16 protein-coding genes are annotated in these 13,125 nt (G+C 66.0%); 6 read left to right on the top strand and 10 right to left on the bottom strand.

Features of this window, described 5'->3' with window-relative positions:
• Positions 1-79: 79 nt before the first annotated feature.
• Together ACQEVO_RS28010 and ACQEVO_RS28005 are read right to left on the bottom strand one after the other, a co-directional pair.
• Entirely contained in the window at positions 80-535 is a 456-nt protein-coding gene (locus ACQEVO_RS28010; protein ID WP_432919238.1) for a hypothetical protein, read from the bottom strand.
• The gene (locus tag ACQEVO_RS28005) at positions 525-788 is read right to left on the bottom strand and encodes a hypothetical protein (RefSeq protein WP_432919236.1); all 264 of its coding nucleotides are present in this window, start codon (positions 786-788) and stop codon (positions 525-527) included. Before ACQEVO_RS28005 ends, ACQEVO_RS28010 begins: the two co-directional genes overlap by 11 nt.
• A 411-nt stretch (positions 789-1,199) precedes the next feature.
• Here ACQEVO_RS28005 and ACQEVO_RS28000 point away from each other — a divergent pair, with 411 nt between their 5' ends.
• Together ACQEVO_RS28000 and ACQEVO_RS27995 are read left to right on the top strand one after the other, a co-directional pair.
• Positions 1,200-2,078 (top strand): helix-turn-helix domain-containing protein, encoded by an 879-nt coding sequence (locus ACQEVO_RS28000; RefSeq protein ID WP_432919234.1) that lies wholly within the window; start codon positions 1,200-1,202, stop codon positions 2,076-2,078.
• Complete coding sequence (locus ACQEVO_RS27995; RefSeq protein WP_432919232.1) at positions 2,075-2,281, top strand: DUF397 domain-containing protein; 207 nt, start codon at positions 2,075-2,077, stop codon at positions 2,279-2,281. The genes ACQEVO_RS28000 and ACQEVO_RS27995 overlap by 4 nt, the downstream gene beginning before the upstream one ends.
• A gap of 41 nt (positions 2,282-2,322) precedes the next feature.
• Here the strand turns inward: ACQEVO_RS27995 and ACQEVO_RS27990 are convergent, their stop codons facing one another.
• Both ACQEVO_RS27990 and ACQEVO_RS27985 read right to left on the bottom strand, forming a co-directional pair.
• On the bottom strand, positions 2,323-2,520 hold the full coding sequence (locus tag ACQEVO_RS27990) for a hypothetical protein (RefSeq protein ID WP_432919230.1): 198 nt from the start codon (positions 2,518-2,520) through the stop codon (positions 2,323-2,325).
• Between the two features lie 347 nt (positions 2,521-2,867).
• Entirely contained in the window at positions 2,868-3,869 is a 1,002-nt protein-coding gene (locus ACQEVO_RS27985; protein ID WP_432919228.1) for a sigma-70 family RNA polymerase sigma factor, read from the bottom strand.
• A 198-nt stretch (positions 3,870-4,067) separates the two neighbouring features.
• Here ACQEVO_RS27985 and ACQEVO_RS27980 point away from each other — a divergent pair, with 198 nt between their 5' ends.
• Complete coding sequence (locus ACQEVO_RS27980; protein WP_432919226.1) at positions 4,068-4,487, top strand: VOC family protein; 420 nt, start codon at positions 4,068-4,070, stop codon at positions 4,485-4,487.
• Between the two features lie 84 nt (positions 4,488-4,571).
• On the opposite strand, the gene ACQEVO_RS27975 is transcribed toward ACQEVO_RS27980, so the two are convergent.
• Positions 4,572-5,354 (bottom strand): crotonase/enoyl-CoA hydratase family protein, encoded by a 783-nt coding sequence (locus ACQEVO_RS27975; RefSeq protein ID WP_432919224.1) that lies wholly within the window; start codon positions 5,352-5,354, stop codon positions 4,572-4,574.
• Positions 5,355-5,416: 62 nt separating this feature from the next.
• On the opposite strand from ACQEVO_RS27975, the gene ACQEVO_RS27970 reads away from it, so the two are divergent.
• Entirely contained in the window at positions 5,417-7,066 is a 1,650-nt protein-coding gene (locus ACQEVO_RS27970) for an acyl-CoA synthetase (RefSeq protein WP_432919222.1), read from the top strand.
• 225 nt (positions 7,067-7,291) lie between these two features.
• Here the strand turns inward: ACQEVO_RS27970 and ACQEVO_RS27965 are convergent, their stop codons facing one another.
• The 3 genes from ACQEVO_RS27965 to ACQEVO_RS27955 all read right to left on the bottom strand — a co-directional run bounded on the left by ACQEVO_RS27965 (position 7,292) and on the right by ACQEVO_RS27955 (position 8,561).
• Positions 7,292-7,729, bottom strand: coding sequence for a type II toxin-antitoxin system VapC family toxin (locus tag ACQEVO_RS27965; RefSeq protein ID WP_432919219.1), 438 nt, complete (start codon positions 7,727-7,729; stop codon positions 7,292-7,294).
• A complete protein-coding gene (locus tag ACQEVO_RS27960; RefSeq protein WP_432919216.1) occupies positions 7,719-7,958 on the bottom strand; it encodes an AbrB/MazE/SpoVT family DNA-binding domain-containing protein in 240 nt (79 codons plus the stop codon). Before ACQEVO_RS27960 ends, ACQEVO_RS27965 begins: the two co-directional genes overlap by 11 nt.
• A gap of 96 nt (positions 7,959-8,054) precedes the next feature.
• The gene (locus tag ACQEVO_RS27955) at positions 8,055-8,561 is read right to left on the bottom strand and encodes a winged helix-turn-helix transcriptional regulator (RefSeq protein WP_432919213.1); all 507 of its coding nucleotides are present in this window, start codon (positions 8,559-8,561) and stop codon (positions 8,055-8,057) included.
• Between the two features lie 72 nt (positions 8,562-8,633).
• On the opposite strand from ACQEVO_RS27955, the gene ACQEVO_RS27950 reads away from it, so the two are divergent.
• Positions 8,634-9,461 carry an SDR family NAD(P)-dependent oxidoreductase gene (locus tag ACQEVO_RS27950; RefSeq protein ID WP_432919210.1) on the top strand — a complete coding sequence of 276 codons (828 nt, stop codon included), beginning with the start codon at positions 8,634-8,636 and terminating at the stop codon, positions 9,459-9,461.
• Positions 9,462-9,660: 199 nt separating this feature from the next.
• The gene (locus ACQEVO_RS27945; protein ID WP_432919207.1) at positions 9,661-10,770 is read left to right on the top strand and encodes an alpha/beta hydrolase family protein; all 1,110 of its coding nucleotides are present in this window, start codon (positions 9,661-9,663) and stop codon (positions 10,768-10,770) included.
• A gap of 10 nt (positions 10,771-10,780) precedes the next feature.
• On the opposite strand, the gene ACQEVO_RS27940 is transcribed toward ACQEVO_RS27945, so the two are convergent.
• Complete coding sequence (locus ACQEVO_RS27940; protein WP_432919204.1) at positions 10,781-11,887, bottom strand: acyl-CoA dehydrogenase family protein; 1,107 nt, start codon at positions 11,885-11,887, stop codon at positions 10,781-10,783.
• Between the two features lie 32 nt (positions 11,888-11,919).
• Positions 11,920-13,113 (bottom strand): acyl-CoA dehydrogenase family protein, encoded by a 1,194-nt coding sequence (locus ACQEVO_RS27935; protein WP_432919201.1) that lies wholly within the window; start codon positions 13,111-13,113, stop codon positions 11,920-11,922.
• Positions 13,114-13,125: the final 12 nt, after the last annotated feature.

The following is a 13,125-nucleotide window of genomic DNA, read 5'->3' as shown; positions in this document are numbered from 1 at the left end:
CAATCGTTGCGCCCGGGTTGTCTACTGGGACAGCCTTCCGTATCTGGACAGCCCCATTGCAGCCGACTGTAGGCGGTGTTCACTGGTAGTCCTCGGCGGTGAGCAGCGGCGGATATAGGCCCTTCTCGACCACGCGGATGCCGGCCCAAGAGCAGGGTTGTGGACCGTGCGGGCCGATTCGGCCGGCTTGGATCGGAGCGAATTCCGGGCAGTCGCCGGGGCATGCGATCGAGGCGATCGGGCCCCATGGTGTGCGGCCGTGGTGGGTGACGATCCGTAGTTGGCGCGTGGTGATGAACGGGAGGCAGCCGCATGGGGGCGCGGTAGGCCGCACGCCGACCCCGATCCATGGGCACAGACCTGCGACGTTGCGGAAATGCGGGGCGATCCGCCCGCCGGTGACCAGTGTGCGGCGCAGGCAGTACAGCGAATCGGGGCATCGGACGATGAGTTCGCTCTCGTCGTGCCGGGCGACGCTGAGCACGGACAGCGGGACCCAGGGATCGGTGTGCAGAGTGCAGGCGTCAGCGGGCATATCGCGCCTCGGGATGGGAAGCCCGGTATCGGGCGATGACGCCGTCGATTTCGTGCTGGGTTCGGGCCTGGTATCCGTTATCGAAGTCGAGGTCGCGCAGGCTGCGTGCGACGCGTTCGAGTACGCCGAGGTCGTAGCATTCGGTTGCCTGCCAGAGTCGCTGCGCCGCCTCCCGCGTCGGATGGTTCTGGGTCGTCCGGCGCGGTAGCGAGGGCGCCTGGGTTTCGGCTTTCTCGGTATGGATTGCTGGCATGGTTGCCTCCGATCGTCGATCGTGTCTCGTTGGGGCCGTGCGTTTTCGCGGCCCAGTAGAGCGGTTTCGCCGGCAGGTCCGGTCGGGTTGCGGATGATCCGGGCGGATTGATCAGAAGACCGAGAACGGGATCCGGCGGTCAAAGGGCGGTTATCCATGAATTGAATCGGCCGCATCCACAGAAAACGGATGCGAATTATGGATATCGGCTTGCGCGATCGTCCGTGGCGGCGTGGTCCGGGTGTTCCACGCCGGAAGGGGTGTTCCAAATGGAACGATCAATGTTGGGGCAGTTGTATTTCGGCTCGACAAGCGGTATTTATCGGCTGACACCGGTGCGGGGCGTGGCGATGACCGATCGGGTCGGTCGGCACAAGTTCGAGGGCGTGATCTAGGGGAAGTAGGTTTGTCATGGCAGATATCGGCTCGACCCTCCCGCGTCGCCAAGTCGGGCGATATCTACGGGACCTCCGGCAGGGCGCCGGACTCACCATCGCGGAACTGGCGCGCCGTATCGAACGCGGCGCCACCACCGTGCAACGACTGGAAACGGGTGCCGCGGAACGGATCCGGCTGTGGGATATCGAAGCAATCTGCCGCGTGTGCGGCGCTGACGAGACCACGCTCGAAGCTTTGAAAGGCCTTGCGCAACAGGGCAACGGCAAGAGCTGGTGGCATCAGTACGGCGATCTGATCCCGCTGGATTTCGACGTATATATGGGGCTGGAAGCCGGAGCGCGGAAACTGACGACCTTCCAGGAACTCGTTCATGGGATGCTGCAGACGCCGGACTATGCACGGACGCTGACCCGGATCGTGCACCCGGACGAACCGGACGCCGAAATCGCCCGGCGCGTCGAAATGCGCGGCCGTCGCCAGATCATGCTGACCAAGAAGAGTAGTCCTCTGCCGATCGACGTAATACTGGATGAATCGGTGCTGCACAGGATGATCGGAAGCCGACGAATCATGGCAGCACAGCTCCGGCACTTGGCGGATATGGGGACCAGACAGAACGTCGACATCCGTGTTCTACCGTTCGGTGCCGGCGTGCCGCTTGGCGACCTAACCGGGCCGTTCACGATCCTGGACTTTCCGGATCCTGTGGGCGCCGCAGCAACAGAGCCCTCCGTGGTTTACGCGGAGGGATACATCGGAGATATGTACCTCGAGGATCCTGATGTGGTCGAGCGATTTCGGACCGCCCACGCCAAAATGCGACGGGTAGCATTGAGCCCGCAGGACAGCAGGCAACTGCTTCGCGAGAAGGCAAGGGAGTTCGCAAGGTGAGTGTCGATCGGCCCGAAACCCGGTGGTTCAAGAGTAGTTACAGCGGCGGCAGCCGGGATTGTGTCGAGGTCGCGTTCATCAGTGCTGACGCGGTCGGTGTGCGCGACTCCAAAGATCGCGGCGGCCCGGCTCTGTCCTTCACTCCCGCGGCCTGGGCAGCCTTCACCGCGGGCGCCCGTTCCGGCCGCTTCGACCGACCGTAGGTCTCGTCCTCGGGTCCAGTGCGGTGGCCCGGGCCATGCGTTCAATCACGCATAGCGCGCCAGCGGTCGAGTGATTGCGCGGTCCCGAGTTCGGACCGCGCCGAGGGGTTCTCGGCGTAATGAGTGAGGAAGCGGTAGAGCCGATGGCCGTCCACGGCCAGCCGAGTGCACTCCAGAACGAGACTTCCATTTCGCGCCGGACGATCCAGCATCCAGATCTGGCGCGGCCGCTTGCCCACTCGTCACCGGTCAGCGCTCAGCCCCGCCTTCCGCATCGTCATCCGCGACCACGGCATCCTGCGGCCGATGGTCATTCGGTCGGCATAGTCGTGGTCATCTGGCCGTATGGTGCGTGGTCATCTGGACGCCAGGTTGGTGGTCATTTGGTCAGGGAGGCGGTGGTCATCTGGCCACGCGTTTGACGGTCACTGGGTCGAACATTGATGGTCACCCTGCCGAAAAGATTCCTGGCCGAAGGACCGGGTGTGGTCGGCCGGCCCGGGTTTCCGGGCCGACCGCCGGCGAATACATCCGCGTAGCCGCTGTGACTGCCTTCGGGCGGCCTGAAATGCCCGGTCCGGACGGTTCAGGCCGGTTCCTCGGTCCATTCCGGGGGCAGGCCGAAGAGAGGGAACAGGCGTTCGGTGTCGAGGAAGAAGTTGAGGCCCGCGATCACGCCGTCCTTCATTTCCAGCACCGTGACCGACCACGGGGTCCAGCGGCCGGGTTCGCCGCTGGGCTTGTAGTGGCCGAAGGCCGGGTGGCCGTTGGCGCCGCCGAGGGGGACCAGGCGGGAATTGCGGCAGGCGGCGCCGGTGCCGAGCATGAAGGCGGCCACGTTCTCCGGGCCGGAGATCCAGAGATCGAACGGCGGCATGGACAGCGCCACATCGGTTTTGAGGAGTGTGGTGAGCGCGTCCATATCGTAGGACTCGAACGCGGTGACGAAATCGTCGATCAGTTTGCGCTGGTCGGAATCGGTTTCGTCGTAGCTGTCGGTTTCGGCGGGCTGCACCTTGCTCATAGTGGCCCGGGCCCGCTGCAGGGCGCTGTTCACCGAGGCGGTGCTCATGGTGAGGGCTTCGGCCGTTTCGTTGGCCGAGAAACGCAGCACCTCGCGCATGATCAGGATGGCGCGCTGGGTGGCGGGCAGATGCTGGCAGGCCGCGACGAACGCCAGGCGCAGACTGTCCTTGGCGGTGGCGTATTCGGCCGGATCGGACCCGAAGGCGAGCGAGTTCGGGATGGGTTCGACCCAGACGTAATCCGGTTTGGGCGGGCCGAGCGGCTGGTCCGGGTTGCCGGGGCTGGACAGATCCATCGGCCGGGCCCGGCGCTGGGGGCCGTCGAGCATATCGAGACAGATATTGGTGGTGATCTTGTAGAGCCACGAGCGCAGACTGGCCCGGCCCTCGAACGAATCGTAGGACTTCCAGGCCCGGGTGAAGGCGTCCTGGACGGCATCCTCGGCCTCGAAGGACGAGCCCAGCATGCGGTAGGCGTAGGCGCAGAGCTCACGCCGATGCGCCTCGAAGGATCTCAGTACGTCGGCATCGATGGTGCCGGTCTGCTCGCTCATGCGTGCCATGCTGGCACAGCGCACCGACATGTGAACAGGGGATGAAACAACCTGTTCACAGCTGCGCCACTGCCGCCTCAACTGGCACAGAAGCAACACCTGGGGCGAAATTTTCCGGTGCTGCCGATGAGTTCCGGAAGCGGGTTACGTCTGCACCTGTAAGCCGGCGAGGAAACCGAACCCCACCGCTTCGAAAGGACCCGAATCGTGAGCAGCAAGATGATTTTCGTGAACCTACCCGTCACCGATCTGGCGCGTTCCAAGAATTTCTACGAATCGCTGGGCTGGAAGGTCAACGACGATTTCACCGATGACAATGCCGCGTGCATCGTGGTCGACGACAACATCTGCCTGATGCTGCTCACCCACGAGCATTTCGGAGTCTTCAGCCGGCGCCCGATCGCCGACACCAAAGCCGCCACCGGAGCCGCTTACGCCCTGTCGCTGGGCAGCGCCGAGGAGGTGGACCGGCTCACCGAGGCCGCCGTGGCGGCGGGTGGAACCGAAGAGGTCAATGCCGATAAGCAGGCGCAGGAGGCGCAGGTCGGCATGCACGGCCGCACCTTCCTGGATCCGGATGGTCATCAGTGGGAGCCGTTCTTCATGGACTACCCCGGCGCTCAGTAATAGCGAGCGCAGGCAGGCGAATGCCCCGGTCGACAACTCGACCGGGGCATTCGCGGGCTCGGGGACCTTCCGGGAGCCCGGAAACTACTTACCGGTGAAGGTGGGCTTGCGCTTCTCCTTGAAGGCCTTCGGGCCTTCCTTGGCGTCCGCGGACTGGAACACCGCCATCCCGAGCTTGGCGTCGATCTGGAACGCCTCTTCCTCGGGCATGCATTCGGTGTCGCGGATGGTCTGCAGGATCGCCTGGACCGCCAGCGGGCCGTTGGCCGCGATCAGATCCGCCAGTTCCAGTGCCTTGTCCAGCGCCTGGCCGTCCGGTACCACGTGGCCGATGAGGCCGATTTCCTTGGCCTCGGCGGCGGTGAGGTGCCGGCCGGTCAGCAGGATGTCCGCGGCGACGGTGTAGGGGACCTGACGGACCAGCCGGACCGCGGAGCCGCCGAGCGGGAACAGGCCCCAGCGCGCCTCGGAGACCCCGAACTTCGCACTCTCCCCGGCCACCCGGATATCGGTGCCCTGCAGGATCTCGGTGCCACCGGCGATGGCAGCCCCCTCGACAGCCGCGATGAGCGGTTTGGTGAGGCGGCGGCCCTTGAGCAGTGCCTCGATCTTCGACAGATCCCAGCCGCCGCCGGCAAACGAGTCACCGGGGTGCTGCTGGGTCATACCCTTGAGGTCGGCGCCCGCGCAGAAGGCCCCGCCCGCGCCGGTCAGGATGGCGACCCGGATCTCCGGATCGCTGTCCACCTGGTCCCAGGCGTCGCGCATGATCGCCATCATCTCGGTCGAGAGCGCGTTACGCGCCTCGGGGCGGTTCATGGTGACGATGAGGACGTGGCCGCGCTTCTCGACGAGGCATTGAGGCATCGTTGTTTCTCCTGTTACTCGGACCCTTGCAAGAAACAGTAACACGTTCTATTTTTGACCTTGTGACGTACAACATAGCCGACCTTGTCGAACACACCATCGACCTTGTGCCGGACCGGGTTGCGCTGGCTGACGACCACCGCTCGGTCACCTTCGCCCAACTGGAGGACCGAACGAACCGGCTGGCGCACTACCTGCTGGAACACGGTGTCCAGCCGGGTGACAAGGTCGGCATCTACTCGCGCAACACCATCGAGGCCGTGGAGGCCATGGTGGCGATCTTCAAAGCGCGGGCAGTGATGGTCAACGTCAACTTCCGCTACGTCGAGAACGAGTTGCAATACATCTTCGACAATTCGGACATGGTGGCGCTGATCCACGAGCGTCGCTACACCGGCAAAGTGGCCAATGTCCGGGCGAAGGTCGCGAAGCTGAAGACCGTGCTGGTGGTCGACGACGGCACCGGCGAATTCGCGACCCCCGCGGATTCCGTGGACTACGAAGCGGCACTGGCGGAATCGTCCGGCGAACGCGATTTCGGTGATCGCTCGCCCGACGACATCTTCATGCTTTACACCGGCGGCACCACCGGTATGCCCAAGGGCGTCATGTGGCGGCACGAGGACTGGTGGCGCGTACTCGGCGGCGGTATCAACTTCATGACCGGCGAATACGTCCAGGACGAGTGGCAGCAGGCCAAGAACGGCGCGGCCGGCGGCCAGATGGTGCGCTATCCGATCCCGCCGCTGATCCACGGCGGTTCGCAGACCGCGGTCTTCCACGGCCTGTTCGACGGCGGCAAAACCGTCATGATCCCGGAATTCGACGCGCACACCGTCTGGCAGGCCGTGGACGCGCACGGCATCAACATGATCTTCATAACCGGCGACGCCATGGCCCGCCCGATGCTGGACGCGCTCAAGGCCGGGAACCCGGAAACCGGTGCGCCCTACCAGCACACCAACCTGTGGGCGATGGCCAGCAGTGCGGCGCTCTTCTCGCCGACGCTGAAGGACGAGTACATCGATCTGCTCCCGAATACGGTGATCACCGATTCCATCGGTTCCTCGGAAACCGGTTTCGGTGGTATCTCCATCGCCGCCAAGGGCGCCACGCACACCGGCGGCCCGCGGGTGAAGATCGACGCCTCCACCGCGGTGCTCGACGACGACGGCAACCCGGTGACGCCCGGTTCCGGGCAGGTCGGGGTGCTGGCCCGCAAGGGGCATATCCCGGTCGGGTACTACAACGACCCGGTGAAGACCGCGGCGACCTTCAAGGAGTTCAACGGCGTCCGCTACTCCATCCCCGGCGACTACGCCCGGGTCGAGGAGGACGGCACCGTCACCATGCTGGGCCGCGGCTCGGTGAGCATCAACAGCGGTGGCGAGAAGATCTACCCGGAAGAGGTCGAGGGCGCGCTGAAATGCCACCCCGAGATCTTCGACGCGCTGGTGGTCGGTGTACCCGACGAACGCTGGGGCCAGCGGGTCGCGGCGGTGGTGCAGTGCCGCGGCGACAAACGCCCCACCCTCGAGGAGTTGCGCCCGGTCCTGACCCAGGAGATCTCATCCTACAAGTTGCCCCGCAGCCTGTGGTTCGTCGACGAGATCAAGCGGAGCCCGGCCGGCAAGCCCGACTACAAATGGGCGAAGGCGTACACCGAGGAACGCGACGCCGACGAACACTCCCAAGCGGGTAGCTCGTCGTAATACGGTTCGACTCGGGTCCGCCGGGATGCCGGCAGACCCGAGTCGCTTCTATGCTGTGCCCCGGGAGATCATGACCGGAGGACGGACATGGAGAACTTCACCGACGACGCCCGCATCGAGGATTCCGATGATGATTTGCGGTTGTTCGATATCGCCGCCGAGTACGTTCTGGCCGCGAGTGCCGAACTGAATCGGAGACTCGCCTGACCATTGCGCGATATTCGCTCACCGAGTGGGAACGATCAGGTCCACGGTGGGAAAGTATCCCCTGAAGCGCTGCTCGTCGCGCGTCAGCAGCCGGTACCCGGCCACTGCGGCATGCGCGCCGATATAGAAGTCGGGCATGGGGGACCGCTTCGTGCCGTCGTTCCTGCGGTAGCGGTGATAGGCCTTGCCCGCCAGGAATCCGGCCCGGAAGGGGAGGGGTTCCCGGATGAAGGCGTCGGCAGGTAGCAGACTGTCCAGCATTTCGACTGTTTCACAGCCGACCGATACTTCGGCATAAACAATCGGGTTGATCACCACGCGGCCGTAGTCGACTGCATCGGCCAGCTTGTCTGCCGACCACTGCGACCAGTTCTTGTCGTCGGTCAGTACGTCCAGCAGGACACAGGAATCGACCAGCGTCGTCGGGCCACCGATCGGGCGTAGGTTAGTCGCCACGCAGCAGTTCCATGATTTCGTCGGTGCTCATACCCTCGATCTCTTTGCTGTCGGCGGTGCCGCGCATTCGATCGACCAGACGACGGCCGCGCGTGGGGGTGTTATCGCTGCGGACGATCCGGAGTGCGCCGTCGACCTCGATCACCTCGACGTCGTCTCCCTCACGCAGGTTGAATTTCGCGCGTAGCGCCGACGGGATGGTGACCTGTCCTTTGCTGTTGAGTATCACAGTGCCGCTCCCAGCCTACGTATTACGTGTACTACGTAATACTACGCGCTGGGCGTCGGCAGTACCCTGTGGTCGCGTAGGAAGTTCGCGCCGCGTTCAGTCGGCAAGCCTGTCGAGCAGTGAGCGGTGCCGGTCGGTGAACCGATGTGACAGTTCGCGTACCCGGGCATCGGCGGTTTCGTCCCGTGTTTCCTCGGCTGATCCGGCTCGGGCGAGTCGGGCGGCGGCGATATCGCCGGCGTGCTCCACCGCCCAGCCGGCGATCGCAGTGAGGGGTTCGAGGAGGGTTTCGCCGAGGGGAGTGAGGCTGTATTCGACCGTGGGTGGGACGGTCGGGTGGACCTTGCGGTCGACGAGGCCGTCGGTTTCCAGGGAGCGCAGGGTGCGGGTGAGCATGCGGCGGCTGATGGCTTCGATCGAGCGGTGCAGTTCGTTGTAGTGGTAGGGGCGGCGGGCCAGGAGTGCGATCACCAGCAGGGTCCATTTATCGCCGAGGAGCCGGACGATATCGGTCACCGGACAGGCCTGGTAATCCGCGCTCGGCACGGGGGCGGGGAGTTCCGCCGCGGCGAAGGAGGACGCCTGCGCTGGGGTGGGGAACATAAAAGTGCCTTCTTCCGGGGGCGGTGACCGCTGTCGAGGATGGGGATCGACAGGTGGACCGATGGAGGTGTGATGACGAGAACCGTTGTTATCAGTGGTGGTACCGATGGTATGGGGCGCGCGTTCGCGCTCGACCGGCTCGCCCGGGGGGATCGGGTCGTGGCGATCGGTAGCAACCCGGCGAAGGGGGATGCGTTAATCGCCGCTGCCGGATCCGATGCGGACCGGGTGCGGTTTCTCCGGGCGGACCTGAGCTCGGTGGCGGAGACGCGGCGGATCGTCACCGAAATCGAGTCGGCCTACGAGGTGGTCGATGCGCTGCTGCTGTTCGCGAACCGGACCTCGCCGAAGCGCGTCCAGACCGCGGAGGGATTCGAGCGCACCTTCGCGCTGTACTACCTCAGCCGGTACCTGCTCTCGTACGGGTTGGCTCCGCTGCTCGAGCGCAGCGCACAGCCGGTGATCGTGAACATCGCCGGGGTCGGCACCCGGAAAGGGGCGGTGAACTGGGACGATCCGCATCTCACGCGCGGCTACAGCGTGGTCCGTGCCCAATTGCAGGCCGGACGGGCCAACGACCTGCTGGGGGTTTCGTTCGCCGCACGATTCGGCGGGAAGATCGGTTATGTCCTCTACCACCCCGGATTCACCCGCAGCGGTGACCTCTCCCCGCTGAACCCCGTCGCCAGGACGGTCATCAGAACGCTCGCCGCCCTCGCCGCCCGGCCCGTGCCCAGCGCGATCCACCCGATCCACGCTTTCGTCGACATTCCTTCCACGGTGCCGTTGCGCGCAATCGATCGCGATCGCACCCTGGATCTGTCGCTGTCCACTCTCGATCCGGTTGCCGCCGACCGCCTTGCGCGGCTGACCGAAGATCTGCTGGCGGCCCGGGCCTGAGCGAGTCGGGCCGGGCGACGGCAGCGGAGCAGGCAATCGCGGTGCCATCGGGAGCCGGAGTCCCGAGTGAATGGGTGGCTCGGCACGGGTGTCCGATTCCGGTGCCTCAGGGACTGATTCGGGGGTTCAACCGATGTCGGGAACTGACGCCGACTGAAAGACTCGGCGGGACATGATCGTTCCGATCGAAAGTGAGTCCGTGGGTTTCACTCGTTTCCTCTCCCTCGTAGCGATTCTCGTGATCGCGCTGGGTGCGGCGGCTACCGCGCCGGGGTCGGCCGCACCCACCACACCCAGCGCCGAGCTCGCTTCGGCGTTGCCGGCCCCGACCGGTCCGTTCCCGGTCGGGGTTCAGGAGTTCCACCTGGCCGGCGACCGGCCCGACCCGTGGGTTCCGGATCGCGACCGTGAACTGATGGTCTCCGCCTGGTATCCCGCCCTGGCGCCGATCGGCCGGCCGGACGCCTATGCCACACCCGCCGAATCGGCGCTCATCCTCGCTTCACTGGGTCTGCAGGAGTTCGCGCCGGACACGCTCAGCAGGATACGAACGCACGCCTATGTCGACGCGCCGAAATGGGGACTCCCGCTACCCACGGTCGTGCTCTCGCCTGGTTTCAGCATGCCGCGGGCATCGCTGGCCGGCCTGGCCGAGGAACTCGCCAGTCGCAGCTACCTCGTGATCGGCATCGATCACACCTACGAGGCCTCTGCCGTGACCTTCCCGGACGGCCGCATCACCGAATGTGCGGCCTGCCGGGGCAGCTTGGACGCCGTGGCGGTCGCGCGTGAGCGCGCGCGGGATGTGTCGTTCGTTCTCGACGAACTGGCCGGACGCCTGCCGCTCGACGCCACCCGTATCGCCATGGGCGGTCACTCGGCAGGCGGGTTCACCGCGCCGTACGCACTGGCCGAGGACAGCAGGCTCCGCGCGGGATTCAACCTGGACGGGACGTTCCCCGCCGCGCCCTACGGCCGGGCTGTCGACCTTCCGTTCCTGATGATGGGCGCACCGCACCACGCACCCGCCGGCGAGTACGGCGCGAAATGGGCCGCGGCCTACAACGCCTTCGGCGGCTGGAAGCGCTGGCTATCGGTGGACGGTACGTCACATTCGTCTTTCACCGACTACGCGCCGATCGCCACGGCGCTCGGTTTCGAGGTCCCGGACACGACCATCGATGGAAACCGCGCGATGGATCTGACACGGCGATACGTCACCGCCTTCGTCGACTTCCACCTGCGCGGTATTCCTCAGCCGGTCCTCGATGCGCCGGATCCGGCGAGCGCCGAGGTCCGCTTCCACTGATCAGCCGGGGCTAGGCGGATTCGGGGACGAACCGGGCCAGGGGGAGCAGGTGGTTGGTTGCTCCGCCGAGGGTGAATTCGTTGTGTTTGGCGGCGGTGAAGTAGTTGTGCACGATGTGGTCGCGGTCGATGCCGACGCCGCCGTGTACGTGGACGAGGGTGTGCGCCACTTGGTGGCCCGCTTCGGCGGCCCAGAACTTCGCGGTGTGGACGGCGGCGGTGGCGTCGAGGTCTTCGCTGAGCTGCCAGGCCGCCTGGGTGACCGTGAGGCGCAGGCCCTGGGTGCTGATGTAGGCGTCGGACAGGCGCTGGGCCACGGCCTGGAAACTGCCGATGGCGCGCCCGAACTGTTCGCGTTCGCGGGCGTAGTCGCCGACCAGTTCCAGGGAACGTTCGAGGATGCCCAGTTGCTGGGCGGCGAGGCCGAGCCAGGCGCGGTCGAGCAGCCAGGCCAGGATCTGTTCACCGGATTCCACCGTGCCGAGCAGTTCGGCGGGGGAGTCGGTGAATTCGACGAGTGATTCGGCGCTGCGGTCGGTGACCTGTTGCGCGGTCACAGTGACGGATTCGTGGGAGGGGTCGACCAGGAAGACCGCGGATTGTCCGGACACCGAGGCGGGCACCAGGATTCGGGCGGCGCGGTCGGCCACGGGAACAGTGGTTTTGACGCCGGTCACCTGCCAGCCGTCCCCGGATCCCACCGCCGTGGTCGTGGGCCGGGCCGGATCCCAGTTGTGTTCCTCGGCCACGGCAACCGTCAGGATGGAGGTGCCGGCGGCGGCAGCCGCGGCGAGTTCGCGCTGTCCGGCGGACCCGAAACGGGCCAGCGCGCCCGCGCCGAGCACGATCGACCACAGGTAGGGGACCGCCGCCACCGATTTGCCGAGTTCGCGCAGGATCGCGGTTTGTTCCAGCGTGCCGAAACCGCTGCCGCCGATCTCCTCGGGCAGCGCGGCGGCCAGCACACCTGTCTCGGCGAGCGATTTCCACAGCGGTTCGTCGAATTTGGCGGTACCGCCGTCCAGTTCGCGCAGCCGGTCGGCGGTGACCAGTTTCTCGCAGACCTCGCCGGTGAGCCGGGCCAGGTCCAGCTGGGCTTCGGTGGGAGTGAAATCCATGGTGAACTACCTACTTCTGGAATCGGGCGAGATCAGCGGGCGGAGGCGGGCTGTTTCAGCGCGGTCATGGCGATGATGTCGCGCTGCACCTCATTGGTGCCGCCACCGAAGGTGAGGATCAGGGCGGCGCGGTGCATCCGCTCCAGCCGGCCGCGCAGTACCGAACCGGGGGAGTCCTGGCGCAGGGTGGCCTGCGGCCCGAGTACCTCCATCAGCAGCCGGTAGGCCTCGGTGGACAGTTCGGTGCCGTACACCTTGCACGCCGACGCGTCCCAGGGGCGGGGCGCCGCATCGCCGCCGGCGTCGGCGCGGCTGGCGATCTCCCAGTTCATGAGCTTGAGGTATTCGACCTTGGCGTGCACCCGCGCCAGGTTCAGCTGGACCCACTCCCGGTCGAACACCCGCGACCCGTCCGCGGCCTTCGTCTCCTTCGCCCAGGCCACTGTCTGTGCCAGTGCGAGCTGCAGCGCCGCGGCGGAGGTCAGCGCGACCCGCTCGTGGTTGAGCTGGTTGGTGACCAGCGGCCAGCCGCCGTTCTCCGGGCCGACCAGCGAGGTCACCGGGACGCGCACGTCCTGGTAGTAGGTGGCGCTGGTGTCGGGGCCGGCCATGGTGTGCACCGGGGTCCAGGAGAAACCCTCGGCGGTGGTGGGCACGATCAGCATGCTGATGCCCTTGTGTTTCTTGGCGGTGGGGTCGGTGCGGACGGCCAGCCAGACGTAGTCGGCGTAGGCGATGAGGCTGGTCCACATCTTCTGCCCGTTGATCACGTAGTCGTCGCCGTCGCGCACCGCGGTGGTGCGCAGTGACGCCAGATCGGTGCCGGCGCCGGGTTCGGAGTAGCCGATGGCGAAGTGCAGGTCTCCGGCGGCGATCTTGGGGAGGAAGAATTTCTTCTGCTCCTCGCTGCCGTAGTGCATGATCGTCGGCGCCACCGAGTTGATGGTCAGGAACGGTACCGGGGCGCCGGCGATGGCGGCCTCGTCGGTGAAGATCAGCTGGTCCAGCATGGGCCGGTTCTGGCCGCCGTACTCCTCGGGCCAGCCCAGCGCGAGCCAGCCGTCGCGACCCATCTCGGCGACGACCTCGCGATATACGTTGCCCTGCCCGTATTCGCCGGTCTGCGCGCTGAGCGCGGCCCGCCGTTCGGGGGTGATCAGCCGCGCGAAGTATTCGCGCAATTCGGCGCGTAGCTGTTCGTGTTCCGGGGTATACGCGATGCGCATGGCGGTACCTCG

Source organism: Nocardia sp. CA-290969, from assembly GCF_050936135.1.
GTDB lineage: Bacteria > Actinomycetota > Actinomycetes > Mycobacteriales > Mycobacteriaceae > Nocardia.
Note: the sequence above shows the minus strand (reverse complement) of the source record. Positions and strands in the feature narration are given on the sequence as shown.